Raw genomic sequence first — 24881 nt, 5'->3', positions numbered from 1 at the left:
ACCGGCATTGACCCAGGGGGCGGCTGAAGAGATTCTGCCGCCCTCATAGCTTTCGAGGCCCGCTCTCCTGTGTCTGTCCGTACCGGCGCCTTCCTGAAGATCGGCGTGATCACGCCGGTGATCATGGTGGCCGACGTATGGCTGGCCCAGCAGCTGTTTCCCGGCTTTGACCCCGGCGCCCAGTTCATCAGCGAGCTGGGCGGGCCTGATGCTCCGGCCCCGATGATCTTCAATATCGGTATGGTGCTGGCGGGAACCGCCGGCCTGTTTGCCGGGGCCGGTTTCACCCATGCTCTGGAGCATGCCGGCGGGCGACGCACCGTCTCGGCCTTTGCCGGGCTGTGGGTGGCGCTGACCGGTCTGGGGGCGATCTTCGCCGGCCTGTTCCACTGGCCCGACGAGATGCACCGCGCCTGCGGTGTGGGCTTGGCCATCCAGTTCGCGCCGCTGTTCACGGCCTGGGCGCTGTGGGGCGTTCCCGGCCACAAGCGGCTGGCGCAGTTCTCGCTGGGCTGGTTCTTTGGCCTGCTGCTGGTCTTCGCCCTGCTGACCGGGGTGTGGAACGTGCGGACAGGCTACGACGTCGGCTACTGGCAGCGCGGCCACGCCTTCCTGGGCCTGCTGTGGCTGGGCATCGCCGCCTGGACGCTGGAGCGGGGCTGGCGGGTGCGGGTGGCGAGCGAGATCGAGGCGGTGTCGGCCTAGTAAGTCCGTAGAGGCGGGGACTAGGGCAGAGGGGATGTCGTCACCGAGTGAGCCTCAGATCCGCGTCGACCGCCGGTTTACTGAAACCGGCGATGCCCTTAGGTTGCACCAGCAAGCAAATGGCGGCCGCATCGCGAGCTCGCGAGCACAGCTGGACGTGACAGGGCGATGGCGAAAAAACCCTTCAAGGACAAGGTCTGCATCGTGACGGGCGCCGCATCGGGCCTGGGACGCGCGCTCTGCGCCCAACTGGCCGAGGCCGGCGCCACGGTGATCGTTTCGGACGTCAACTTCCCTGGCGCCGAGGACCTTGCCCACCGACTCCGCGAGCTCGGGGTCACGGCAAAGGCTGTCCGTACCGACGTGACCCAGAGCGAGTCTGTCCGACAACTTGTCGAAGGCACGGCTGAAGAGTTTGGCCGGATCGACTACCTGTTCAACAACGCTGGAATTGCTGTTTTCGGGGAGATCCGCGACCTGAGCCTTGATCACTGGCGGCGGGTTATCGACATCAATCTGATGGGCGAGATCTACGGGATTCACTACGCCTATCCGCTGATGATCAAGCAGGGCTTCGGGCACATCGTGAACGTGGCCTCGGGCTTCGGCATGGCTCCCGGGCCGGTGAACAGCCCCTATGTCGCCTCGAAGTTTGCGGTTTTTGGCCTGTCGCATGCGCTTGCCACCGAGGCGCGGGCCTTTGGCGTCCATGTCAGCGTCGCCTGCCCGGGATTCATCAAGACCCCGCTCGTCGACAACATCCAATGCGTCAATGCGGCTCCGGCCGACGTGCTGGCGAACATACCCGTCGAGATGGTGACCGTGGATCGTGCGGCGGGCCTGATCCTGGCCGGTGTCGCCAAGCGCAAGATGGTGATTGCCTTCCCCGGCTATGTCGGGGTGCTGGCCTTCCTCCATCGCTTCATGCCCGCCGTCTGGGACGCCATGGGCAAGGGCGAGATTGAGCGCTTCCGCAAAATCCGGAAAGAGACCACGGCGGTCTGAAGGGCGCCCGGCCCTCGCCGCCGCCCTACTTCCAGGCGTAGTTGAAGCTGATGCTGATGCGCTGTTCGTCAGCCTGGTTGGGCGTCACCTCGTGGCGCAGCCAGCTTTCCCACAGCAGGATCGTGCCCGCCTGCGGCTGAACATAGACGAAGGCTTGCAGGGTTTCAGGCGCGTCGGCCTCCCGCGTCGGTGCGGCCATCATCATCGGCAGCCGCGGATCCTCGAACTTCAGGGCCGAGGCGCCGGTCGGGATGGTGACATAGACGGTGCCCGAGATGACGCTGTGCGGATGGATGTGGCCGCTGTGCTGGCCGCCGGGATCGAGGATGTTGATCCACAGGCTGTCCATCACCAGCTTGCCGCCCGCCAGATCAAAGCAAAGGTCCTTGGCGAACGCGGCCGCGTGCTTGTCGAGCTTCTTCTTGAGGTCGGCGAACAGGCTGTCGCGCTGGGGCAGGTCGTCCAGCGAGGCGTAGGAGGTATAGCCCAGATAGCCCTTTTTCTCCGCCCAGGCCTGCCCGGCCTCATCCTCTTCGGCCACGGCGATACAGGCGTCGTGCAGGTCGTCGATGAAGGTCTCGAAGCCCTTCTCGCTTGAAAGGCTGGCTTCATAGAGCGGGGTGACGAAGAGCGGGCGTGTGGTCATGGAGCGCGTCATAGCGCCCCGCGCGGTTGACGACAAACGGGGACGGGAGGATCATCGGGGCATGGCTGACGGTGACATCACCCTGACGATCGACGCGGCGCTGGCCGAGCGGCTCAAGCCGCGGGCAGAAGCCGCCGGTCAGAGTGTCGAGGAATTCGCCATTCATCTGCTCAAGGAAGACGCCACCGTCTGGACTGAGGTCGATCAGATCTGCGACGCGGTCGTGGCCGAGAGCACGGGCATTCCACTCGAAGAACTGGGACCCTGGATGAACGGCTGGGGCAAGCCTGACGGTCCGCCTCCGCCACGATGAAGCCGGTCTTCGTCTCGCCCCGCGCCTATGCGGATATCCGTTATCTGGAAGCGTGGCTGGCGGAACGAAACACAACAGCGGCTCTGAAGGTAGGCTCGTTGCTTTTCGAGGCGATGATGTCCTTACGGGAGTTTCCCGAACGTGGCCGACAAGCGGTGAACTATCGGGGCCGCGAGCTGAACGTGCCTTTCGGCTCGCACGCCTACATCATTCGCTATCGCGTCGAACCGGACCGCGTGATCATCGCGACCGTTCATCACAGCCTGGAACGTCGCTGATCGTGCCAGACTCGCCTATATGTCCGTCGTGAACGATGACAGCCCCTCCCCCACCGTCCAAGACGCCCCTGCCCTGCGCGGCTCCGACCTGATCAAGGACGAGGCCGCACGCCTGCCTGATGGGCCCGGCGTCTATCGGATGATCGGCGAGGACGATGAGGTCCTGTATGTCGGCAAGGCCAAGAGCCTGAAGAAGCGGGTGATCCAGTACGCCCAGGGCCGCTTCCACACCAACCGCATCGCCCACATGGTCGACGCCACCCGGTCCATGGTGTTCGTCACCACCCGCACCGAAGCCGACGCCCTGCTGCTCGAGATCAATCTGATCAAGTCGCTCAAGCCGCGCTTCAACGTGCTGCTGCGCGACGACAAGAGCTTTCCCGAGATCATGATCCGCCGCGACCATGACGCGCCGCAGTTGCGCAAGCACCGCGGCGCCCATGCCATCAAGGGCGACTATTTCGGGCCGTTCGCCAGCACCTGGGCGGTGAACCGCACGCTCAACACCCTGCAGAAGGCGTTCCTGCTGCGCTCGTGCAGCGACAGCGTCTATGAGGGCCGCGACCGGCCCTGCATGCTGTACCAGATCAAGCGCTGCGCGGCGCCCTGCACCGGCCTGGTCAGCATCCCCGACTATCAGGCCCTGGTCGATCAGGCGCAGGCCTTTCTGAAGGGCAAGTCACGGGCCGTGATGGCCGGCCTGGCCGCCGAGATGGAAGCCGCTGCCGAGGATCTGGAGTTCGAACGCGCCGCCCGACTGCGCGACCGCATCCGCGCCCTCTCCTCGGTGGCCCAGGAAAGCCAGATCAATCCCGAGACCGTCGACGAGGCCGATGTCGTGGCCCTGCACGTCGAGGGCGGCCAGGCCTGTGTGCAGGTGTTCTTCTTCCGGGCCGGCCAGAACTGGGGCAACCGCGCCTATTTCCCCCGCATCACCGGCGCGGCGGAAGAAGAGGGGGTCAGCGAGGAGGCCCAGGCCATGACTGCCTTCCTCGGTCAGTTCTATGACGACAAGCCGATCCCGCGCCTGATCCTGGCCAATCTGGAACCGGCCGAATGCGCCCTGCTGGCCGAGGCCTTCGCCCTGAAAAGCGGCCGCAAGGTCGAGATCAGCGTGCCCAGGCGTGGTGAGAAAGCGGACCTGGTCCAGCACGCCCTGACCAACGCCCGCGAGGCGCTGGGCCGCAAGATGGCCGAGGGCAGCGCCCAGACCAAGCTGCTGGTCGGGGTCGGCGAGGCCTTCGGGCTGGATACCCCGCCCGAGCGGATCGAGGTCTATGACAACAGCCACATCCAGGGCACCAACGCCGTCGGCGGCATGATCGTGGCCGGGCCGGACGGCTTCATGAAGGGCCAGTACCGCAAGTTCAACATCAAGAGCACCGAGCTGACCCCCGGCGACGACTACGGCATGATGAAGGAGGTGCTGAAGCGCCGCTTCGCCCGCCTGGTCAAGGAAGAGGAAGGCGGTGACAGCGACAACCGCCCCGACCTGGTGCTGGTCGACGGCGGCAAGGGCCAGCTGGACGCAGCGCTGGAGATCATGGCCGAGCTGGGCGTCGACGACATCGCCGTCGTCGGTGTCGCCAAGGGCCCGGATCGCGACGCCGGGCTGGAGCGGTTCTTCATGCCCGACAAGACGCCGTTCATGCTCGAGCCCAAGTCGCCGGTTCTGTACTACCTGCAGCGCCTGCGCGACGAGGCCCACCGCTTCGCCATCGGCGCCCACCGCACGCGCCGCTCGATGGACCTCAAGAAGAACCCGCTCGACGAGATCGAGGGCGTGGGTCCCGGCCGCAAGAAGGCCCTGCTGCACGCGTTTGGCTCAGCCAAGGGTGTCGGCCGCGCCGGAGTCGAAGACCTGCTGAAGGTCGAGGGCGTCAGCCAGGCCCTGGCCGAGCGCATCCACGCCTTCTTCCGCAAGAGCTGAAGCCAGGCCTTGTCGCGCGGCCCGGGGGGGCCACATCAGGGCATGTCCAATCTGATCGCGATCCTGATCACCCTTGCCGTCATCGCCGTTCTGACGCCGGTGGCGATCTGGGGCGTCCGAAACGCCAAGCGCTCAAAACGGGCCATGGCCCCTTTGGCCGGCATGATGATGTTGCTGGGCGCCTTCTTTACCGCCGATCCGCCGCCTCCCCCACGATCGGAATCGATCGCGCGCGAAGAGGAAGACGAGGACGGGGCGGGAGACGGAACGCGCCCCGAGCCCTAAGTTTAACATCGTAATTTTTTACACTTGTCAAACCAAGTAGCGCTGCGCACTCTCGCCCGCAAGGATGGGAGGACGCCGATGACGAGACCGGTCTGGGACAAGCCGCGCCGCATGCCGCTGCTGCCGCGCATCCTCTCGGGCGTGATCGTGGTCGCTATCCTGGGGGCGCTGGTGTTCGGGATCTTCGATCTGGTGCGCGTCGAGCAGGTCAACGCCGCCCTGCCCCCGCCGACGGCCGAGCAGATGCTGGTCGAGAAACCCCGGGCCCGCGACGAATGGGGTCATGTGCGGGCCAATCTGAAGACCCGGCTGAACCAGACCAATCCGCTGGATCTGGGCGCCGTCTGGTCCACGCGCACGGGCCGGGTGTGCGGGCTGGTCAACGGCCGGGGCAGCTTCGGCGGCCTCAGCGGCATGGTGCGGTTCTATTCGGTCGACCGGGTCCCGGTCTTCCATCAGGACGTCGACCATCTGGAGTTCCAGTACGGCTGGTTTGAGTGCAACCGTGACCGCTGGGTCAAGCTACGGGACGGCTCCGAGGAACCCGGCTTCTGCGGCACCGAACTGGGCAAGCGCCGCTGCTATACCGTGCGGGTCGTCGACCGCGTGCGGACGGTGGAAGACTAGAGACCCCGCATCTCATACCAAGCGCCGCTGAGCTCGACTCCTCGCGCTCCATATCCTCGTCACCCCGGGACTTGTTCCCGGGGCCCATTGTGCAACCGCACGTGCGGCGCAGAATAGAACTCTCACGAGGAAGCTGACCCATGGGCCCCGGGAACAAGTCCCGGGGTGACGTCCTATTTTCAGATTTGGCCCCTCTGAGGTCAGGATCAGCGGCCGTTGGTATCAAAGGGCTCACGCTCCGCGTCCAGACGGATGGCGATGTCGGCGCGGGGCGGCAGATCGCGGGCGATCCACTCGGTCAGACGCTGATAGTGGGCGACGAAGCGGTCCAGGGCCATCTCGTCCATCGCCAGCCGAGGGTCACGGCCTTGGGCGGCCAGGTCTTGGCGCAGGCGCTGCTCCTGCTGGCCCCGCCAGGCGCGCACGGTGGCAAAGTCGGGGGCGGTCATCGCCACCAGAAGATCGATCCTGTCGAACAGCGCGCGATAGGGGCCGGCCAAGGCAGCATTGGCGAAGCCTCGCCAGACGCCCGCGGGGTCTTCCTCACGCTCGAGGGCGTTGACCGGTTCATCGAGGACCGCCTTGGGCTGGGCCCGGGCACCGACGCACCAGCCTTCCAGCAAGATCACCTGGGCGGGTCCCTCGAAGGGCTCGAAGTCCGTTACCGGCGCCCGGTCATCGGCGGGCTTGTCGAAGCGGGGCAGCAGAACCCGGCCCGGATGGGCCAGAGCGTCCAGCACGCTCAGACCCAGCGGGATGTCGTGGGTCCCTGGAACCCCACGCGTGCGCAGCAGAGGATGGACCGTCCGCCCCAGAACCCGACGCTGGGCTTGGGTCAGATACAGGTCGTCCAGCGACAGATTGGCGGTCTTCAGGCCCCGGTTCCGCAACAGACGCGTCACCAGCGCCGTCAGGGTCGACTTGCCCGCCCCCTGCGGCGCGCAGAGGCCGACCACCAGCGGCGTATCGCGTCCGGCGCAGGCCTGGGCGATCCGCGCGGTGAGGGGGATGTGGAGCTGGGCGGCCAGACCGGCAAAGCGCGGCGGCAGTCCTGCCTGCGCCATGAAGGCGGCGACCTCTCTACTGTCGGGCGCCATGTTCAGAACGGATTGGCCCAGCGCACCGCATCCGCGCTTGGCGGGGGCAAGGTCGCCTCGAAGACCAGACCCTCGGGCCGGAAGTCAAAGCGCGGCGTGCCCTTCAGTTCCCGGCGGATAGAGCCGTCGATCAGGCGCGTGCCAAAGCCCAGCTGGCTAGGTACGGTCACCGGCGGGCCGCCCATCTCGACCCAGATGATGGTCAGGGCCTGGGTCTCCGGATCAATCCGCCAGTCGACGCCCACCCGGCCGGTGGACACCGAAAGGGCGCCGTACTTGGCGCTGTTGGTGGCCAGTTCGTGGAGCACCATCGACAGGGCTACGGCAGTGTGGGGATCCAGCGAGACTGTCCGGCCCGAAAACTCGACCCGATCGCCGTGCGCGCGTGAGCAGATCCGCATCAGCTCCCCCAGGTCAGCCTTGCGCCAACCGTCACGGGTCAATAGGTCGTGAGCGGCCGAGAGCGCGATCAGCCGCTCGGTGAACATCTCGACCGACGCCTTTTCAAGCTTGCCAAAGGTCTGGCGCGCCAGGGCCTGAACCGTGGCCAGGGTGTTTTTCACCCGGTGGTTCAGTTCGTTCATCATCACGATCTGACGCTCTTCGCGGATCTGCAGTTCGCGGGACGCGTCGCTGAGGGCGACGTGAATTGCCGCGATCTCTGCGAGGCCTTTGTCGGCCGGCATCACAACCGCCTGGCCCTGGCCAATGGCCTGCGCAGCCGCCACCAGGCGCCCCACCTCGCGATTGATGCCTCGCGAAAAGAACAGCGCCAGACCGATACCAAGGATCAGCAGCAGGCCGAAGACACCTGTGGCCGTCGCCACGCCGCTGGTCACCGAGCGCGCCAGATCGGCGCGCGGGATGGATACCACAAGCGTCCAGCCCGTCTGGGGCGAGCGCGTATAGGCGACGATGGTCGGCACGCCATCCAGAGACGTGCTGCGATTGACCCCCTCATTGGAGCGCCGGAGGTTCTCGGTCATGTCTGACGAGGCGGAATTGCCGACCCATTTCTCGTGCCGGACGGATCGAGCGATCACCTTGCGATCCTTGTCCAGCAGGGTCACCACCCAACGCTCAGGCACGCGATGCTGGCGCAATACCGAGGCGTAGGATGCGGCCTCCACGACATAGCCCAGAGTATAGGGCTTCCCCCGAAAACTCAGTGGCGCGCTGACTCTGATCAACGGCCTGGGAACGACGGCGCCCTTCGGTACGATCGCTATTCGGATCTGACCGGACTGATTGGTCGCCTGAAGGTTTGACGTCCGGGGCATACCGGGCAGAGGCGTTCCATAAGGACGCAGGGTGTTAACGATCTGCTGGCCGGTTTCATCGAACACCACCACCCAGCCCGAACGATCGTCACTCACCCGACGGGCTCGGCTGTGAAAGGCGGCCCAGTCTCCGGCCAGCAGGGCCTGATCAGTGGCGAGGGTCTCAAGCACAGCGACGCCGACGGCCGTCTGGCGATCTGTGGCTCCGGACAGGGCCCTGGCCGTCGTCAGCAGCTGCTCGTGCAGTTGAGCGCGGCTCTGTCGATCGGCACTGGAGAGCAAGAAACCCATACTCAGCAGGGCCGGGATCAGGAGACTGATGGTCAGCAAAACCAGTCGTCCGCGAACCGAGTTCACGCCTGCCCTGACCATCGCGTCGTACCGGTCGAGCAACACCATCGGTTCGCAGCACCGCCACTATCAGGGCTCGATCGCTACCCTTTCACCTGTATAGCCAATCAAATTCGATCCACGCGACGAAAAGTCACCGGTCCGTTTCCCCGACCAGGCACGCGAAGCGGTAGCCGTTCGGCGCCTTCCCGCGCTAGAACCTCACCATGAAGAATCTACCGAACATCCTGACCGCCTCGCGCCTTGTCCTGGCGCTGTTCATGTTCGTGGCCCTCGCCGCCGCCGCCGGCGCTGTGCCCTGGCTGAGCGAGCACCTGACCAGCGCGGATCAGTTTCGATTGGAACGCTGGGCGTTCTGGGCGTTCGTGGTCGCCGCCGTCACCGACTTCTTCGATGGCTGGCTGGCCCGCAAGTTCGACGCCGTGACGGTGTGGGGCGCGATCCTCGATCCCATCGGCGACAAGATCCTGGTCTGCGGCGCCCTGCTGGGGCTTATGGCCCTGGGACCCAACCCGATGATCGTGCTGCCGGCCGGCCTGATCCTGTTCCGCGAATTCGCCGTCAGCGCCCTGCGCGAGGTCGGGGCCGGCAAGGGGATCAAACTGCCCGTCACCGTGCTGGCCAAGTGGAAGACCACGCTGCAGCTGGTGGCGATCGGCGCGGAAATGGTGCTGGCCTCCTGGGCGGCCTTCGGCCTGCCGAACACCCCGGATGTCGTCGGTCCCGCCAGCCTGGCCATCCACGGCCTGCTGTGGCTGGCGGCCATCATCACCCTGATCACCGGCGCCCAGTACTGGGAAGCAGCCCGCAAGGCACTGGCCTAGAGCGTTATTCGGCGAAGTGGATACCGGTTCGCCGCCGAAATAACGCGCCAAAACAAGAGTCTAGAGCAAACGACATGATTCAATCATGGCGACCTTTGCTCTAGAGCGCGGCCGCCTACTCCGCCGCCAGCAGGCCGGGGGCGTCGTGCTCGGCCTCGTCCTGAACGACGTCAGGATCGGTCGGGCCATACAGCAGCCATTCGCTGTCCAGCGGATCAAGGCCCCGACGCGCCCCTTCGGCGCGCATCATCAGGGCCAGCCAGTTCGCACCGGTTGTTCGCAAAGCCATCCTCGCCTCCTGTGGCCTGGAAATGTTATTGAGAATGACTCGCAATAGCGGAGACCGCAAGGCTGTTTCGGCGCGGGGCCTGGCCTCGCCAGGCTTTGCTGCAAAGGTCCAACGCGACCCCGTCAGGAAGATCTGAAGCTTTCACCACGGGCGGTGAAAAGCGGAGTTCAAGATTCCCCTTGCTGGCGCGGCCGTAAACCCTCATCATGAAGCTATCGAATTCGCTGCCGTTCGGCCTGCTATTCCATGCTTCCTTCGAGGAAGCGCCGGACGCGCCTACCGATCCCCAACGAAATTTGATCGTCGAACGGAACGCTTCCGGCGGCGACTGCTATCCAAAGGACTACACACCATGGCTACCGGCACCGTTAAGTGGTTCAACGGCACCAAGGGCTTCGGCTTCATCCAACCGGATGACGGCGGCTCGGACGTTTTTGTGCACATCTCGGCCGTTGAACGCGCCGGCCTTCGCACCCTCAATGAGGGCCAGAAGATCACCTACGAACTGGAACAAGACAAGCGCAGCGGCAAGATGTCCGCTGGCCAGCTGCAAGCTTAATCCAGTCAGAAAAGCGCCGGTACGCCGGCGCTCTTCGAAAGCTTCCTATAGGCCGGCGCTTGCGCCGGCCTATTTGCGTTGGAGCCTAGCCTATAGTCTGCCACAACCCTCCCAAATAAGGTTTGAACGGCATGCGAACGGCTCGGCTCCTGATCGTGATGCTCGCCAGCCTGACTCTGGCCGCCTGCGGATCGCTACCGCGCAACGCGTTCACAGCCAGAGAGATCACCGGCGCCGCCCCGCAGGGCATGGCCGAGTTCCGCTTTGACTCCAGCGACGCCGCTGCGGGCGTCCGGTTCGTTGAACCCACCAGAACCCGTGTCGGCCGCCAGAAGACCTTCGACGTGCTGGCCATCTCCGGCGGCGGGGCCAATGGGGCCTATGGAGTCGGCGTGATCGTTGGCTGGACCAAGGCCGGCGATCGCCCCGAGTTCGACATCGTCTCCGGAGTCAGCACCGGCGCCCTGACCGCGCCCTTCGCCTTCCTTGGCCCCGACTGGGACGAGCGACTGACCCTGGCCTATACGGGCCCGGAGGCTGGCATGATCCTGAAGCGGCGCGGCCTAGACATCCTGTTTCGGCCGGGCTTCTACGACACTGATGCTCTCCGCGCTCTGGTGGCCAGATATGTCGATCCGCAGCTTCTGCACGCTGTCGCCGTGGAACACGCCAAGGGCCGTCGACTGTTCATCGCCACCACCAATCTCGACACCGAACAGACGGTGATCTGGGACATGGGAGCCATCGCCTCGCGCGGCGACGCGGCATCGCTGAAACTGTTCCAGAATGTGCTGGTCGCGTCGGCTAGCATCCCTGGCATCTTCCCACCGACACTGATCGAGGTCGAGGGCAAGGGACAGCAGTTTTCAGAGATGCATGTCGACGGCGGAGTGACCACGCCCTTCTTCGTGGCCCCAGAGGCGCTGCTGTTGTGGACTGCCCCCGACCAGAGCCAAGTGCAGCCGGGCAAGATCCGCGTGATCGTCAATGGCAAGATCGGCGGGGACTTTTCCTTCACGCCGGGCGGCACCCTGCCGATCCTCGGCCGTTCCTGGGCGACGATGAGCAAGGCTACAATGCGCACCCATCTGACCGCCAGCGCCGCGTTCGCCCGCCGCAATGGCGGCAGCCTAAGCTTCGCCGCCATTCCCGACGACGCCAAGGTCGACACCTCGGGCCTGAACTTCAAGGCCGCCAAACGCGAGGCGCTGTTCAAGCTGGGCTATGACAGCGCCCTCAGCGGCAAGGCCTGGCAAGCCCCGGCGGCGCCGGAGGCGACCAAGGGACCGTGAGGCGGTTAGCCCTTACTGGACCACTGAAATACCTCTTCAAGCGGCTTGCCGAAGACTTCGGCGATCCTGAAGGCGGCCTCGAGTGTCGGTGAGTACTTTCCGGCTTCAATGGCAGCGACGGTCTGACGGGTCAGTCCGATCTGCTTTCCGAGTTCAGCCTGAGACATCTCACCGGCCAAAAAACGCAGGGTGCGGATCTGATTGACGATCATCCCGCCGCTCATGCCGCGCTCCGGCGATAGCTCCAGGCCGCCAGGCCATTCTGGGTGATCTCGGCGAGCACGATCGCCAGCAGGCCCGCGTTGACGAGTTCCCAGCCGCTGGTCGTGAACGGCATGACCATGCCGACCAGCATCATGCCGATCATCATCACGTAGTAAGCCACCATGCTCGAGCGGCGCTGGATGTCGCGGTCACGCTCGTCGGCTGGCGCGCGGGCGTCTTCCGGCGCCCCGACCCGCAGGGCGATACGGCCAAGAATGTGCAGCACGCCGTTGCCGCCCGCCGCCAGAGCCAGCAACCACAACTGCGGCAGGTTCGGCAGAACGCCGGGCGCCGGCGGCGATATCACCACGTGGGCGAAATAGGGGCCGTAGGTTGCTGCAATCAGCAGCAGCGTCATCCAGGCGAGCTTCTCTCTGTGCGGCATAGCTGAACCCCTTCATGTCTATAAATTCAAACTTTATGTTAGATATATATGACATTGAGTCAAGTCGAGTGAACGCGACTGCCCGTCCCGCCAGCGCGCCCGGCCGAATGCCGGGACTCACCGCTGTAAGGATGGCGCTAGGCTTGGCTGCAACGAGCCGGAAACGCCGGTTGGGCCGCCGGCCGCCATGACCTCGACCGCCCCCGATGACGTTTAGGCGGCGTACGCCGCCGCGACGGCCTCGGCGACCTTGATGCCATCGACCGCTGCCGAGAGGATGCCGCCGGCATAGCCAGCCCCCTCGCCGGCCGGGAACAGGCCGGCGGTGTTCAGGCTCTGGAAGTCCTTGCCGCGGGTGATCCGGATCGGCGAGGAGGTGCGGGTCTCGACCCCGGTCAGCAGCACGTCGGGATGGTCATAGCCGGCGATCTGGCGGCCAAATACCGGCAGGGCCTCGCGCATGGCCTCGACCGCGAAGGCGGGCAGGCAGGCCGACAGGTCGGTCATGGTGATGCCCGGCTTGTAGGACGGCGCCACCTCGCCCAGGCCGGTCGAAGCGCGGCCGGCCAGGAAGTCGCCGACCTTCTGGGCGGGAGCGGCATAGGTCGAGCCGCCGGCCACATAGGCCAGGCTCTCCCATTTGCGCTGAAACTCGATCCCGGCCAGTGGATGGCCCGGATAGTCGCGCTCGGGGTCGATACCGACCACGAAGCCGGAATTGGCGTTCCGCTCATTGCGCGAATACTGGCTCATGCCGTTGGTCACGACGCGGCCGGGCTCCGAGGTCGCCGCCACCACCGTGCCGCCCGGGCACATGCAGAAGCTGTACACCGTGCGGCCATTGGCGCAGTGGTGCGACAGGCTGTAGTCGGCAGCGCCGAGGTCGGGGTGGCCCGCATGGGTGCCAAAACGCGCGCGGTCCATCCAGGACTGCGGATGCTCGATCCGCACCCCGACCGAGAACGGCTTGGCCTCGATAAGGACGCCGTGGTCGTACAGCATCTGGAAGGTGTCACGGGCGCTGTGGCCGACGGCCAGCACCACGCGGTCGGCCTCCAGATAGTCGCCGGTCGAGAGTTTCAGACCCTTGATCCTGCGCGACCCGTCGGCGGCGGTCTCGACGTCGATCTCGTCGACCCGATGCTGCCAGCGATATTCGCCGCCCAGGGCCTCGATGGTCTCGCGCATGGACTCCACCATGGTCACCAAACGGAAGGTGCCGATATGGGGGTGGGCCTCGGTCAGGATCTCGGCCGGGGCGCCGGCCTTGACGAATTCTTCCAGCACCTTGCGGCCCAGATGAAGCGGATCCTTGATCTGGCTGTAGAGCTTGCCGTCCGAGAAGGTGCCCGCTCCGCCCTCGCCGAACTGGACGTTGGACTCCGGGTCCAGCTTGCTCGTCCGCCACAGGGCCCAGGTATCCTTGGTGCGCTCGCGCACCGCCTTGCCGCGGTCGAGGATGATCGGCTTGAAGCCCATCTGGGCCAGGATCAGGCCGGCAAACAGCCCGCAGGGCCCCGCGCCGATCACCACCGGGCGCAAGGCGTTCAGGGGCTGCGGCGCCTGGGCCTTCAGGCGATATTCGGTGTCGGGCGCAACACGCACATGGCTGTCGCCGGCGAACCGGGCCAGCACGGCGGCCTCGTCACGCACCGACACGTCGACCGAATAGACCATCAGGATCGCCGCCTTGCGGCGGGCGTCGTGCGAGCGCTTGGCCACGGCCCACGACAGCACGTCGCCGGCCGGCAGACCCAGGCGCTGATGGATCGCCGTCTCGATGGCCTGGGGCGGATGGCCCAGCGGCAGCTTCAGTTCGGAAATGCGCAACATGGCGCGGGTTTAGCGGGAAGTGAGCCCGCGCGCCAGAAAGCGACACAACTCCGGTTCTTTGGGTAACCTTGCTCTCCGGTTCGGGGGTTGCGCGGGCCCGACTCCGTCTCTAAACGGGCGACTTAACCTGCAAGATGGTCGGCAGCGGGCGCGCGGATGTGCGCGACCGTGTCTCTGCGCGCGAGTTTTCCCATGCCCAAAAGAACAGACATCTCCTCGATCCTGATTATCGGCGCCGGCCCGATCGTCATCGGCCAGGCGTGCGAGTTCGACTATTCGGGCGTGCAAGCGTGCAAGGCGCTGCGGGCCGAGGGCTACCGGATCATTCTGGTCAACTCCAACCCCGCCACGATCATGACCGACCCGGACGTGGCCGACGCGACCTATATCGAGCCGATCACGCCCGAGATGGTCGCCAAGATCATCGAGAAGGAACGTCCCGACGCCCTGCTGCCGACCATGGGCGGCCAAACGGCCCTGAACACCGCCCTGGCGCTGGAAGCCAACGGCACCCTGGCCAAGTACGGCGTCGAGATGATCGGGGCCAAGGCGGCCGTGATCGACAAGGCCGAGGACCGCCAGAAATTCCGCGACGCCATGGACAAGCTGGGCCTTGAGAGCCCCAAGTCCAAGGCCGCTCACAATATGGACGAGGCCCGCGAGGGCCTGGCCTTTGTCGGTCTGCCGGCCATCATCCGACCCAGCTTCACCCTGGCCGGCACCGGCGGCGGCATCGCCTATAACCTCGAGGAATTCGAGGAGATCGTGCTGCGCGGCCTCGACCTGTCGCCCACCACCGAGGTGCTGATCGAAGAAAGCGTCCTGGGCTGGAAAGAATATGAGATGGAGGTCGTGCGCGATACGGCCGACAACTGCATCATCGTCTGCTCGATCGAGAACATTGACCCGATGGGCGTCCATACCGGCGACAGCATCACCGTCGCCCCGGCCATGACCCTGACGGACAAGGAATATCAGTGGATGCGCGCGGCGAGCATCGCCGTGCTGCGCGAGATCGGCGTCGAGACCGGCGGCTCCAACGTCCAGTTCGCGGTCAACCCGGCCGACGGCCGCATGGTCGTGATCGAGATGAACCCGCGCGTATCGCGCTCTTCCGCGCTCGCCTCCAAGGCCACCGGCTTCCCGATCGCCAAGGTCGCCGCGCGCCTGGCCGTCGGCTACACGCTGGACGAGTTGAAGAACGACATCACCGGCGGCGCGACCCCGGCCTCGTTCGAGCCCTCGATCGACTACGTGGTCACCAAGATCCCGCGCTTCGCCTTCGAGAAATATCCGGGCAGCGAGCCGCACCTGACCACCGCCATGAAGTCAGTCGGCGAGGTGATGGCCATCGGCCGCACCTTCAAGGAAAGCATGCAAAAGGCCCTGCGCGGCCTGGAAACCGGCCTGACCGGTTTTGACGAGATCGAGATCCACGGCGCCGATGATCCGGATAACGGCAAGGCCGCGGTGATCCGCGCCCTGGGCATGCCCACCCCCGACCGCATCCGCGTGATCGCCCAGGCCTTCCGCCATGGCCTGACTGTGGAAGAGGTCAATGCCGCCTGTTCCTACGAGCCCTGGTTCCTGCGCCAGATTGCCGAGCTGGTGCGCCAGGAAGGCTGGGTCCGGGCCGGCGGCCTGCCGACCGACGCACAAGGCTTCCGCGCCCTGAAGGCGCAGGGCTTCTCCGACGCCCGCCTGGCCCACCTGGCGAGCTCCACCGAAAAGGCCGTCCGCAAGGCCCGCCAGGACCTGAACGTCCGCCCGGTGTTCAAGCGCATCGACAGCTGCGCCGGCGAGTTCGCCGCCACCACGCCCTACATGTACTCGACCTATGAGACCGGCGCGCTTGGCCAGGTTCCCGAGTGCGAGAGCCTGCCGACCAACCGCAAGAAGGCCGTGATCCTGGGCGGCGGTCCCAACCGGATCGGCCAGGGTATCGAGTTCGACTACTGCTGCTGCCACGCGGCCTTCGCCCTCGACGCCATCGGCATCGAGTCGATCATGGTCAACTGCAACCCCGAGACCGTCTCGACCGACTACGACACCTCTGACCGCCTGTACTTCGAGCCCCTGACGGCTGAGGACGTGCTGGAACTGCTGCATGTCGAGATGAGCAACGGCACGCTCGCCGGGGTCATCGTCCAGTTCGGCGGCCAGACCCCGCTGAAGCTGGCCCACGCCCTGGAAGAGGCCGGCGTGCCGATCCTGGGCACCAGCCCCGACGCCATCGACCTGGCCGAGGACCGCGAGCGCTTCCAGCAGTTGCTGGACGGCCTGAAGATCGCCCAGCCCGAAAACGCCATCGCCCGCACCTGGGACGAGGCCCGCGCGGCCGCCGAGGAGATCGGCTTCCCGTTCGTGATGCGTCCGTCCTACGTGCTGGGCGGCCGGGGTATGGAGATCATCCGCGATCACGAGCAGCTGGAACGCTACATCCTCAACACCGGCGAGATCTCGTTCGAGCACCCGATCCTGCTGGACCACTATCTGAGCCGCGCCACCGAGGTGGACGTCGACGCCCTGTGCGACGGGACCGACGTGTTCGTGGCCGGCGTGCTGGAGCATATCGAGGAAGCCGGCGTCCACTCGGGCGACAGCGCCTGCTCGATGCCCCCCTTCTCGCTCAGCGCCGAAACGGTGGAAGAGCTGAAGCGCCAGACCGTCAAGATGGCCCTGGCCCTGAACGTGCGCGGCCTGATGAACGTGCAGTTCGCCATCGAGGAGCCGCACTCGGCTGAACCCCGCATCTATGTGCTGGAAGTGAACCCCCGCGCCTCGCGCACCGTGCCGTTCGTGGCCAAGACCATCGGCCAGCCTGTCGCCGCCATCGCCGCCAGGATCATGGCCGGCGAGACGCTGAAGAGCTTCAATCTGGTCGACAAGCCGTATGACCATATCGCGGTCAAGGAGGCGGTGTTCCCGTTTGCCCGCTTCGCCGGGGTCGACACCATCCTGGGCCCGGAAATGCGCTCGACCGGCGAGGTCATGGGCCTGGACTGGAAGCGCGAGGGCGAGGCCGACATGTCGCTGGCCTTCGCCCGCGCCTTCGCCAAGAGCCAGCTGGGCGGCGGCGTCACCCTGCCGCTGGAAGGCACAGCCTTCGTCTCGGTCAAGGAAAGCGATCGCCCCTGGATCGTCGAGCCCGTCCGCCTGCTGCAGGCCGCCGGCTTCAAGGTGATCTCCACCGTCGGCACGCGGGCCTATCTGGGCGAGCAGGGCGTGCACGTCGAGCTGGTCAAGAAGGTGCTGGAAGGCCGTCCCAACATCGTCGACGTGATGAAGAACGGCGGCGTCCAGCTGGTGTTCAACACCACTGAAGGCAAGCAGGCCCTGGAAGACAGCTTCGACATCCGTCGCACGGCCCTGATGATGAAGGTGCCCTACTACACCACCTCGGCCGGCGCCCTGGCGGCGGCTCAGGCCATCTCCTCGGCTCCGGCCGCGGCCTTGGAAGTGCGGCCGCTGCAGAGCTACCAGTAGACGTTATCCGCAGGGCCGCGCGGTAGGTCCAACCCCTGAAAGGGGAGGCGGTCGCTTGGCGACCGGAAGGGGAAGCGGTGCTGAGGTTCAGCAGACGCCCCTCGCCGTCGGCTGCGCCGACACCTCTCCCCTCGGGGAGAGGACTTGTCGCGCGGGCGGTTGTGAAGCTTCTCCCGCCAGGATGGAAAGGCTAAGCATCACCGATGCGCATCGCGGTGATCGGGGCCTATGGGCTCATCGGCTCCTATGTCTCCGCCAGGCTGGCGGCGGACAGACACGACGTCGTCGGGATCGGCCGCGACATTGAGGCGGCCCGCAGGCGCTTTCCCGCCCTGGACTGGAAGCGCGCCGACCTGGCCAGGGCCACGGTCGAGGACTGGGTCGCCCTGCTGGATGGCGTCGAGGCTGTGGTCAATTGCGCCGGAGCGCTGCAGGACAGTCCCCGCGACGACCTCCGCGCGGTGCATGTCGAGGGCGTCGCCCGCCTGACCCAGGCCTGCGAACGGATCGGCGTCCGCCGCCTCGTGCACATTTCGGCGGCCGGGGTCGGACCGGGCCGCGCCACCGCCTTCAACGCCACCAAGCTGGAGGCCGAGGCGCTGCTGGCCCAAAGCCCGCTGGACTGGATCGTCCTACGGCCCGGCCTGGTCTTCGCGCCGTCAGCCTATGGCGGCACGGCCCTGCTGCGCGGTCTAGCGGGGTTTCCGGGAGCGGTTCCGGTCGTCCAGGGCGACAGTCTGGTCCAGACGGTCGGGGCCGAGGATCTGGCGGCGGCGGTCGCGCGCTGCCTGGAGCCGAACGCGCCCAGCCGCGTCGGTCTCGACCTGGTCCACGCCCAGCCTCTCACCCTGATCGAGCTGGTCGGCCGCCTTCGCGGCTGGCTGGGCCTGCCCGCCGCGCCGGTCGTGCGCCTGCCGCTGGCCCTGGCCCGAGCGACCGCCCTCGTCAGCGATGCTCTGGCAGTGCTGGGCTGGCGCAGCCCGATGCGGACGGCCGCCCTCGAACAGCTGCGGATGGGCCTGCGTGGACAGGCCGAGGACGCGGCGCGTCTGGGCGTGACCCTGCGATCCTTCGACGCCCTGCTGGCCGCCGCGCCGTCGGGCGTGCAGGAGCGCTGGTTCGCGCGGAGCTATTTCGCCAGGCCCGCCATCCTGATCTGCCTGCTGGCCTTCTGGTTGCTGTCGGGCCTGATCGGCCTGACGGTCGGATTTCCGCAGGCGGTGTCGGTGCTGACCGCCTCTGGCATGGACGCAGGCTCGGCGATCGCGGCGGTGATCGGCGGAAGCCTGATCGACATCGTCCTGGCCCTGCTACTGGCCTGGCGTCCAACCACCGCCCTCGCCCTGAAGGGCATGCTGCTGGTCACGGCCGGCTATCTGATCGGCGGCGCGCTGGTCAGGCCCGACCTGTGGCTTGACCCGATGGGACCCCTGATCAAGAGCATCCCCGCCGCCTTCCTGGCCCTGGCGGCCCTGGCCACGCTGGACGAGCGCTGATGGACCTCTACACCCTGCTCAAGGTCGCCCACGTAATTGGCGCCACGGTGCTGCTGGGCACGGGCGCCGGCATCGCCTTCTTCATGCTGATGGCCCACCGCACCCGCGACCCCGCCCTGATCGCCCACACGGCGCGGATCGTTGTGGTCGCCGACACGGTGTTCACGGCCTCGGCGGTGATCGTTCAGCCGATCACCGGCGCGGCGTTGGCGCATCTGGCCGGTCATCCGCTGTTCTCGGGATGGATTGGTCTCAGCCTGACGCTCTATGTCGTGACCGGCCTGTGTTGGCTGCCAGTGGTCTGGATCCAGATGCGTTTGCGAGAGCTGGCCACCAAAGCGGTCGTCGCCGGTGAGCCCCTGCCGGAGCGCTATTTCCACCTTTTCCGGGTCTGGTTCATTTTAGGGTTTCCCGCCTTCGCGTCAGTGCTCGGCATCGTATGGCTGATGGTCGCCAAACCGACGTTCTAAGAGGGAATTGAGCCCGCCTGCCGCCGCCGCTAAACAGCCCGCATGACCACCCCCTACTCCGACGCCCAGGTAGCCCGCCTCGCCGAGCGCCTGCTGGACCACAGCCTGCCCAAGGCAGAGTGGACCCATGCGGCCCACCTGACCGCCACCCTGCGCCTGGTCCGCACCCGCGACGCCGGGCTGGAGCGCGACCTGCCCGGGATCATCCAGACCTACAATGTGGCCGTCGGCGGGGTGAACGATGATGTCAGCGGCTATCACGAGACCATCACCCAGGCCTACCTGACCGCGATCCGCGCCTTTGTCTCCGGCCTGCCGGCAGGGATCAGCGACGGCGAGGCCTGCGCCCGGCTACTGGCCGCGCCCCTCGGCGACAGGGCCTGGCCCCTGACCTTCTGGTCGCGCGAGCGGCTATTCAGTGTCGCCGCCCGCCGGGGCTGGGTGGAACCGGATCTCAAACCCCTGAGCTGATCGCGCTTGACTGACCTGCGGGGCGCCATGCCAGCGTCGTGGGCCTTTTGCGGAGACGCCTGCCATGGTCATCGTCCATCACCTGAACAATTCTCGCAGCCAGCGGGTGATCTGGTTGCTCGAGGAGTTGGGCGTTCCCTATGAGGTCAAGCGCTATGAGCGCGACGCCCAGACCATGCTGGCCCCGGTCGAACTGCGCGCCATCCACCCGCTGGGCAAGTCGCCGGTGATCACCGACAGCGGCAAGGTCATCGCCGAGACCGGGGCGATCATCGAATACATCATCGAGACCTATGGCCAGGGCCGGCTGATCCCGGCCGCCGGCACGGCCGAACGGCTGCGCTATACTTACTGGCTGCACTATGCCGAAGGCTCGGCCATGACGCCGCTGCTGCTCAAGCTGGTCTTCACGGCCCTCCCTACCCGCGCGCCCGCCCTGCTGCGCGGTCTGGTCAAGGCCGTCGCGAACGGCGCCCAGACCGGTTTCATCGACCCGCAACTGAAGGCCCATGTCGACTACTGGGATGACGAACTGGCCAAGTCCGCCTGGTTTACGGGCCAGGACTTCACCGCCGCCGACATCATGATGAGCTTTCCGCTGGAGGCCGGCGCCGCCCGGGCCGGAGCGGCATCGCGCCCGCACGTTAAGGCGTTCCTGGAGCGCATCCATGCCCGCCCCGCCTATCGCGAGGCCCTCAAGCGCGGCGGCCCCTATGACTACGCGAACTAAAAAACACGCCTTGCGATAGTTTTTAAACCTTAAATTGAAACCTGCGACGGAATGGCGCGGAATGACAGGGTTAAGGCCGGGGTAACCTCGTAGGGCGTAGGGGTTAGAAGGTCCCGTCGGCATCCACCGGCTGGAGGCTTTTGAGCCCTTACTTCGAGCCCGTGTATGCGAGATTCCCTGATCACCTCGGAGAAGCGATCCTCAGCCCTTGGCGGGATTGCCCTGACGGCCGGCGCGATCATCGCAGGATTGCTGGCGGCGGTTTCTGTCAACGCTGCACCGCGTGACCCCTCGCGCGTGGCCGCCATCTTCCCACCCTGGTGGAGCGTAGCCCAGAGCGTCAGCGCTGCGGGCTCGGCCGGCGACATTGCTGCCGTTGGCGGCGCGCCTTTCATCATCATTCTGCGGGGCGACCCGGTCGATCTGGCGCGCCGCGCCCGCGCGTCCGGGGCCCTGCTGATACTCGATCCTGATCTCGCGGGCGTCTGCGCCCCCAAGGAGACCTTGACATGAGCATTGCCATTTCCAGCCTCGACACCCAGCGCCAGCTCGGCGGCAAGCTGGTCGTCGCCCTGACCTGGCTGCTGGCCATCATCGTGGTGGCGGCTCGCTTGCTGATGCAGGGGCCATTTTTGGGCCTGGCCATCGCCGCCCTGGTCACGGCCGCTGCCGCCACTGTGGCGAACAGCACATCCAGCAAGGGCTCTACCGGCCAGGCCCTAACCGGCGTGGCCTTGATGGCCCAGGTATCTTTGCTGGTCGCCGCCATGAATGGTCATGCTTGGCAAGCCGACATGCACATGACCTATTTTGCCGCCCTGGCGCTGCTGATGGTTTATTGCGACTGGAAGGTCATTGCTGCCGCCGCTGCTACGGTGGCCATCCACCATCTGAGCCTGAGCTTCCTTCTGCCGCAGGCTGTGTTCCCTGGCTCGGCCAGCCTGGGCCGGGTGGTCGTCCACGCCGTCATCCTGATCGTCGAGGCCGGCGCCCTGATCGCCACCACCTTCAGCATCAACAGCATGTTCGCCACCGCCAACAAGGCCCGCGCCGAGGCGGAGCTGGCGGTCGAGGCGGCGCGCACGGCCAATGACACCGCCGAGGGGGCCCGACGCTCAGAAGAAGCCAACCGCAGCCAGGCCTCAAAGGCCGAGGCGATCGCCGAGCATCAGCGCACCGAAGCTGTCGCGGCCATCGCCGACGGCCTGTCGCACCTGGCCAAGGGTGACCTGACCATCCGCCTGACGGCCCAGTTCGCCCAGGCCTATGAAGCGCTACGGGCTGACTTCAACGCCGCCGCCGAGCGCGTGCAGGCGGCCATGCAGGACATTTCGGCAACGACCCGCGCTGTGAGCGCCGGCGCCGATGAGATCGCCCAGGCCTCCGACGACCTCTCACGCCGCACCGAGCAACAGGCGGCCAGCCTGGAAGAGACCGCGGCAGCCCTGGAAGAGATCACCACCACCGTGCGCAAGACTGCCGCCGGCGCCAAGGAGGCCTCTGATGTCGTGGCCACGGCGCGGGGCGACGCCCAGCGTTCGGGCCAGATCGTCGACCAGGCGGTCGCCGCCATGACCCAGATCGAAGGCTCCTCGCATCAAGTCGGCCAGATCATCGGCGTCATCGACGAGATCGCCTTCCAGACCAATCTGCTGGCCCTCAATGCCGGCGTCGAAGCTGCGCGAGCGGGTGAAGCCGGTCGCGGGTTCGCGGTGGTGGCTCAGGAAGTGCGGGCCCTGGCCCAGCGCTCGGCCGACGCCGCGCGGGAGATCAAGACCCTGATCTCGACCTCGACCCAGCAGGTCGGGGCCGGTGTGGCCCTGGTGGGCCAGACCGGCGAGGCCCTGCAGCGCATTGTCTCCCAGGTCGCCTCGATCGACACCCTCGTCAACCAGATCGCCGCCTCAGCCAACGAGCAGTCCACCGGCCTGCACGAAGTGAACATCGCCGTGAACCAGATGGACCAGGTGGTGCAGCAGAACGCCGCCATGGTCGAAGAGGCCACCGCCGCAACCCATGCGCTGAAGGGCGAGGCGGCCCAACTGGCGTCACTGGTCGGCCGATTCAAGGTCGCCCAGGGACATTCCGCCGCAAGCCCGGCACAATCCGCGCCGCAACCCCGGCCAAATACCGCCGTACGCCCAGGGCGTGGTGGCGCCGCTGCGGCGGTCAAGGAAGACTGGCAGGAGTTCTGAACCCCGGCTTCCCGACCCAGCCCAGGCTCCAGCGACCCGCGCGGCCCCTTTGCATGCAAAGGGGATCGCCCCGCCCCCCTTGCTTATCGTCAACGCGCCTCCTATCCTCTCAGCCCCCGGTCGTGCGCGCCAGCGACGGGACGAATACTCCTCCCAAGGCGAACCGAGCTAAAATCCGCAATGGAAAAAGTGCCGATGACCGCCGGGGGTTATCAAACCCTCGACGATGAACTGAAGCGTTTGAAGACGATCGAGCGTCCGGCGGTGATTGCCGCGATCTCCGAGGCGCGCGAGCATGGCGACCTCTCGGAAAACGCGGAATATCACGCGGCCAAGGAGCGTCAGGGCTGGATCGAAGGCCAGATCGCCGAGATCGAGGACAAGATTGCCCGCGCCCAGGTGATCGATGTTTCCAAGCTGTCAGGCAAGCAGGTGAAGTTCGGGGCGACGGTCAGCGTCGTCGACGAGGACACCGAGGAAGAGGCCCGCTACCAGATCGTTGGCGATCACGAAGCCGACGTGAAGGAGGGCCGCATCTCGCTGTCCTCCCCGCTGTCGCGCGCCATGATCGGCAAGGAAGTGGGCGAAGTCGTCGAGGTCTACACACCCGGCGGCGTCAAGGCCTACGAAATCCTGAAAGTGGAGTGGCTGTAAGGCGCCTTGCCTTACGCCCCACCCGCGCCATAAAGCCAGACCATGAGCAAGGCTGCCCTCTTGGGGGGCGGCCTTGTTTGCGTGGCTGTGCTCGTCGGGATGACATCTTGAAGAAACCTCCCCTGCTCATCTGGGCCATCTCGGACGGCCGCGCCGGCATCGAGGCCCAGGCCGTTGGCCTGGCCGAAGCGGTCGTGCGCGAGGCCCGGGTCCAGGGGATCCAGGCCGCTATCGAGATCAAGCGCGTCGGCTGGACCGGCCGCGTCGGTCGCCTGCCCTGGTGGCTGAACTGGTTCCCGCGCCGCTGGCTGACCCCCGAAAGCGACATCAGCGGCCGCTCGCCCGATCAATGGCCAGACCTGTGGATCGCCGCCGGCCGCGCCACCCTGCCCCTGTCGATCCGCGCCAAGCGCTGGTCGGGCGGCAAGACCTATGTGGTCCAGATCCAGGACCCGCGCGTGCCGCCCCAGATGTTCGACCTGGTAATCCCGCCCAAGCATGACCGCTTGTCCGGCGACAACATCCTGTCGATCACCGGCTCGCCGCACCGGGTCACCAGCCAGCGGCTGGTCAGCGAGTATGAAAGATTCAAGGCCCAGCTCGACGACCTGCCCCGCCCGCGCGTCGCGGTGCTGTTGGGCGGCAAGTCCAAGGCCTTTGACCTGCCGGTGGAACGCGCCGCCCAGATGGCCCACCAGATCCAGATCCCGCTGGAACAGGACGGCGGCAGCCTGCTGATGACCTTCTCGCGCCGCACGCCCGAGCCGGCCCGCGCGCTGCTGACCGCCCGCCTGCGCCACCTGCCCGGCATGGTCTGGGACGGCGAAGGCCCCAATCCCTATTTCGCCTTCCTGGCGGCGGCCGACTACATCCTCGTCACCGAGGACTCGACCAACATGGCCACCGAGGCCGCCTCGACCGGCAAGCCGGTGTTCATCCTGAAGATGGAAGGCTCCAGCCTGAAGTTCCGCCTGTTCCACGAGGAACTGGAACGCCAGGGCGCGGCGCGGCCCTATGGCGGGGCGTTCCACGGCTGGGCGTATGAGCCGGTCGACGAGACCGGCCGCGCGGCCCGCGAAGTGCTGGCGCGGATGCGGGGCGAGACGGCGAGCGAGGAAGTTGTCACCGAACCCGCGCCGACTGAGACGGCCTCGGTCAAGCCCGTCGAGACGACGCCCCAGCCGATCACACCGCCAAAGACCAGGCCCAGGCCAAAACCCAAGGCCGCTCCCAGACCCCCGGCCACTCTAAGGCCTGAAGCCGCTGCCGACGCCACAAAGGCGCCGGCCAAGCAGAGGGCTGCGGTCAAGGCGCAGTCCGTTGCGGCGCCAGAGCCCGCGACTGCGGCCGTTTCCAAGCCTAAGCCCCGCGCGAAACCCAAGCCCAAGCCCTGACCGGCGTCTGGCGCGCCACACC

The 24881-nt window shown here is 66.5% G+C and carries 24 protein-coding genes and 2 pseudogenes; 19 read left to right on the top strand and 7 right to left on the bottom strand.

Annotation, left to right across the window (positions count from 1 at the left end; genetic code table 11):
- The first annotated feature begins 7 nt into the window (after positions 1 to 7).
- Both ACN2C8_RS03010 and ACN2C8_RS03005 read left to right on the top strand, forming a co-directional pair.
- Positions 8 to 705 (top strand): annotated as a pseudogene (locus ACN2C8_RS03010) (DUF998 domain-containing protein).
- A 168-nt stretch (positions 706 to 873) separates the two neighbouring features.
- On the top strand, positions 874 to 1710 hold the full coding sequence (locus tag ACN2C8_RS03005) for an SDR family NAD(P)-dependent oxidoreductase (RefSeq protein ID WP_419254348.1): 837 nt from the start codon (positions 874 to 876) through the stop codon (positions 1708 to 1710).
- 25 nt (positions 1711 to 1735) lie between these two features.
- Here ACN2C8_RS03005 and ACN2C8_RS03000 read toward each other — a convergent pair whose 3' ends face one another.
- The gene (locus tag ACN2C8_RS03000; protein ID WP_419254347.1) at positions 1736 to 2356 is read right to left on the bottom strand and encodes a TIGR02466 family protein; all 621 of its coding nucleotides are present in this window, start codon (positions 2354 to 2356) and stop codon (positions 1736 to 1738) included.
- 61 nt (positions 2357 to 2417) lie between these two features.
- Between ACN2C8_RS03000 and ACN2C8_RS02995 the strand changes: the two genes are divergently transcribed.
- The 5 genes from ACN2C8_RS02995 to ACN2C8_RS02975 all read left to right on the top strand — a co-directional run bounded on the left by ACN2C8_RS02995 (position 2418) and on the right by ACN2C8_RS02975 (position 5789).
- Positions 2418 to 2669 (top strand): hypothetical protein, encoded by a 252-nt coding sequence (locus tag ACN2C8_RS02995; RefSeq protein WP_419254346.1) that lies wholly within the window; start codon positions 2418 to 2420, stop codon positions 2667 to 2669.
- A complete protein-coding gene (locus ACN2C8_RS02990; protein ID WP_419254345.1) occupies positions 2666 to 2947 on the top strand; it encodes a type II toxin-antitoxin system RelE/ParE family toxin in 282 nt (93 codons plus the stop codon). The genes ACN2C8_RS02995 and ACN2C8_RS02990 overlap by 4 nt, the downstream gene beginning before the upstream one ends.
- A 19-nt stretch (positions 2948 to 2966) precedes the next feature.
- Positions 2967 to 4877, top strand: coding sequence for an excinuclease ABC subunit UvrC (gene uvrC / locus ACN2C8_RS02985; protein WP_419254344.1), 1911 nt, complete (start codon positions 2967 to 2969; stop codon positions 4875 to 4877).
- A gap of 42 nt (positions 4878 to 4919) precedes the next feature.
- Entirely contained in the window at positions 4920 to 5162 is a 243-nt protein-coding gene (locus tag ACN2C8_RS02980) for a hypothetical protein (protein ID WP_419254343.1), read from the top strand.
- A 78-nt stretch (positions 5163 to 5240) separates the two neighbouring features.
- The gene (locus tag ACN2C8_RS02975; protein WP_419254342.1) at positions 5241 to 5789 is read left to right on the top strand and encodes a hypothetical protein; all 549 of its coding nucleotides are present in this window, start codon (positions 5241 to 5243) and stop codon (positions 5787 to 5789) included.
- Positions 5790 to 5995: 206 nt separating this feature from the next.
- Here ACN2C8_RS02975 and ACN2C8_RS02970 read toward each other — a convergent pair whose 3' ends face one another.
- Together ACN2C8_RS02970 and ACN2C8_RS02965 are read right to left on the bottom strand one after the other, a co-directional pair.
- The gene (locus tag ACN2C8_RS02970; protein WP_419254341.1) at positions 5996 to 6886 is read right to left on the bottom strand and encodes a kinase; all 891 of its coding nucleotides are present in this window, start codon (positions 6884 to 6886) and stop codon (positions 5996 to 5998) included.
- Positions 6887 to 6888: 2 nt separating this feature from the next.
- Entirely contained in the window at positions 6889 to 8523 is a 1635-nt protein-coding gene (locus ACN2C8_RS02965; protein ID WP_419254340.1) for a sensor histidine kinase, read from the bottom strand.
- Positions 8524 to 8723: 200 nt separating this feature from the next.
- Between ACN2C8_RS02965 and pgsA the strand changes: the two genes are divergently transcribed.
- Positions 8724 to 9341: a CDP-diacylglycerol--glycerol-3-phosphate 3-phosphatidyltransferase gene (gene pgsA / locus ACN2C8_RS02960; RefSeq protein ID WP_419254339.1), complete on the top strand. Its 618-nt coding sequence runs from the start codon at positions 8724 to 8726 to the stop codon at positions 9339 to 9341.
- 115 nt (positions 9342 to 9456) lie between these two features.
- Here the strand turns inward: pgsA and ACN2C8_RS02955 are convergent, their stop codons facing one another.
- Positions 9457 to 9630: a hypothetical protein gene (locus ACN2C8_RS02955; protein ID WP_419254338.1), complete on the bottom strand. Its 174-nt coding sequence runs from the start codon at positions 9628 to 9630 to the stop codon at positions 9457 to 9459.
- 352 nt (positions 9631 to 9982) lie between these two features.
- On the opposite strand from ACN2C8_RS02955, the gene ACN2C8_RS02950 reads away from it, so the two are divergent.
- Positions 9983 to 10189 (top strand): cold-shock protein, encoded by a 207-nt coding sequence (locus ACN2C8_RS02950; protein WP_062148808.1) that lies wholly within the window; start codon positions 9983 to 9985, stop codon positions 10187 to 10189.
- 131 nt (positions 10190 to 10320) lie between these two features.
- Positions 10321 to 11481, top strand: coding sequence for a patatin-like phospholipase family protein (locus ACN2C8_RS02945; protein ID WP_419254337.1), 1161 nt, complete (start codon positions 10321 to 10323; stop codon positions 11479 to 11481).
- Positions 11482 to 11486: 5 nt separating this feature from the next.
- Here ACN2C8_RS02945 and ACN2C8_RS02940 read toward each other — a convergent pair whose 3' ends face one another.
- The 3 genes from ACN2C8_RS02940 to ACN2C8_RS02930 all read right to left on the bottom strand — a co-directional run bounded on the left by ACN2C8_RS02940 (position 11487) and on the right by ACN2C8_RS02930 (position 13963).
- Positions 11487 to 11705, bottom strand: coding sequence for a helix-turn-helix transcriptional regulator (locus ACN2C8_RS02940; protein WP_419254336.1), 219 nt, complete (start codon positions 11703 to 11705; stop codon positions 11487 to 11489).
- Positions 11702 to 12130: a hypothetical protein gene (locus ACN2C8_RS02935; RefSeq protein WP_419254335.1), complete on the bottom strand. Its 429-nt coding sequence runs from the start codon at positions 12128 to 12130 to the stop codon at positions 11702 to 11704. The genes ACN2C8_RS02940 and ACN2C8_RS02935 overlap by 4 nt, the downstream gene beginning before the upstream one ends.
- A 213-nt stretch (positions 12131 to 12343) precedes the next feature.
- Positions 12344 to 13963 carry an NAD(P)/FAD-dependent oxidoreductase gene (locus ACN2C8_RS02930; protein ID WP_419254334.1) on the bottom strand — a complete coding sequence of 540 codons (1620 nt, stop codon included), beginning with the start codon at positions 13961 to 13963 and terminating at the stop codon, positions 12344 to 12346.
- Positions 13964 to 14155: 192 nt separating this feature from the next.
- On the opposite strand from ACN2C8_RS02930, the gene carB reads away from it, so the two are divergent.
- The 9 genes and pseudogenes from carB to ACN2C8_RS02885 form a co-directional block, all read left to right on the top strand.
- The gene (carB, locus tag ACN2C8_RS02925) at positions 14156 to 17449 is read left to right on the top strand and encodes a carbamoyl-phosphate synthase large subunit (protein ID WP_419254333.1); all 3294 of its coding nucleotides are present in this window, start codon (positions 14156 to 14158) and stop codon (positions 17447 to 17449) included.
- A 203-nt stretch (positions 17450 to 17652) separates the two neighbouring features.
- Positions 17653 to 18945, top strand: a complete 1293-nt coding sequence (locus tag ACN2C8_RS02920; protein ID WP_419254332.1) for an SDR family oxidoreductase — start codon at positions 17653 to 17655, stop codon at positions 18943 to 18945.
- Positions 18945 to 19415, top strand: a complete 471-nt coding sequence (locus ACN2C8_RS02915) for a DUF2269 family protein (RefSeq protein WP_419254331.1) — start codon at positions 18945 to 18947, stop codon at positions 19413 to 19415. Before ACN2C8_RS02920 ends, ACN2C8_RS02915 begins: the two co-directional genes overlap by 1 nt.
- Before the next feature lie 42 nt (positions 19416 to 19457).
- Complete coding sequence (locus ACN2C8_RS02910; protein ID WP_419254330.1) at positions 19458 to 19886, top strand: hypothetical protein; 429 nt, start codon at positions 19458 to 19460, stop codon at positions 19884 to 19886.
- Between the two features lie 64 nt (positions 19887 to 19950).
- Positions 19951 to 20616 (top strand): glutathione S-transferase family protein, encoded by a 666-nt coding sequence (locus ACN2C8_RS02905; RefSeq protein WP_419254329.1) that lies wholly within the window; start codon positions 19951 to 19953, stop codon positions 20614 to 20616.
- Between the two features lie 165 nt (positions 20617 to 20781).
- Entirely contained in the window at positions 20782 to 21129 is a 348-nt protein-coding gene (locus ACN2C8_RS02900) for a hypothetical protein (protein WP_419254328.1), read from the top strand.
- A complete protein-coding gene (locus ACN2C8_RS02895) occupies positions 21126 to 22811 on the top strand; it encodes a methyl-accepting chemotaxis protein (protein WP_419254327.1) in 1686 nt (561 codons plus the stop codon). The genes ACN2C8_RS02900 and ACN2C8_RS02895 overlap by 4 nt, the downstream gene beginning before the upstream one ends.
- 180 nt (positions 22812 to 22991) lie before the next feature.
- Positions 22992 to 23465 carry a transcription elongation factor GreA gene (gene greA / locus ACN2C8_RS02890; RefSeq protein ID WP_419254326.1) on the top strand — a complete coding sequence of 158 codons (474 nt, stop codon included), beginning with the start codon at positions 22992 to 22994 and terminating at the stop codon, positions 23463 to 23465.
- A 104-nt stretch (positions 23466 to 23569) separates the two neighbouring features.
- Positions 23570 to 24766: pseudogene (locus ACN2C8_RS02885) on the top strand (mitochondrial fission ELM1 family protein); the annotation flags it as partial.
- Between the last annotated feature and the right edge of the window lie 115 nt (positions 24767 to 24881).

It is taken from the genome of Caulobacter sp. ErkDOM-C, assembly GCF_048541825.1.
GTDB lineage: Bacteria > Pseudomonadota > Alphaproteobacteria > Caulobacterales > Caulobacteraceae > Caulobacter.
This window is presented reverse-complemented; position numbering and strand designations above follow the sequence as displayed.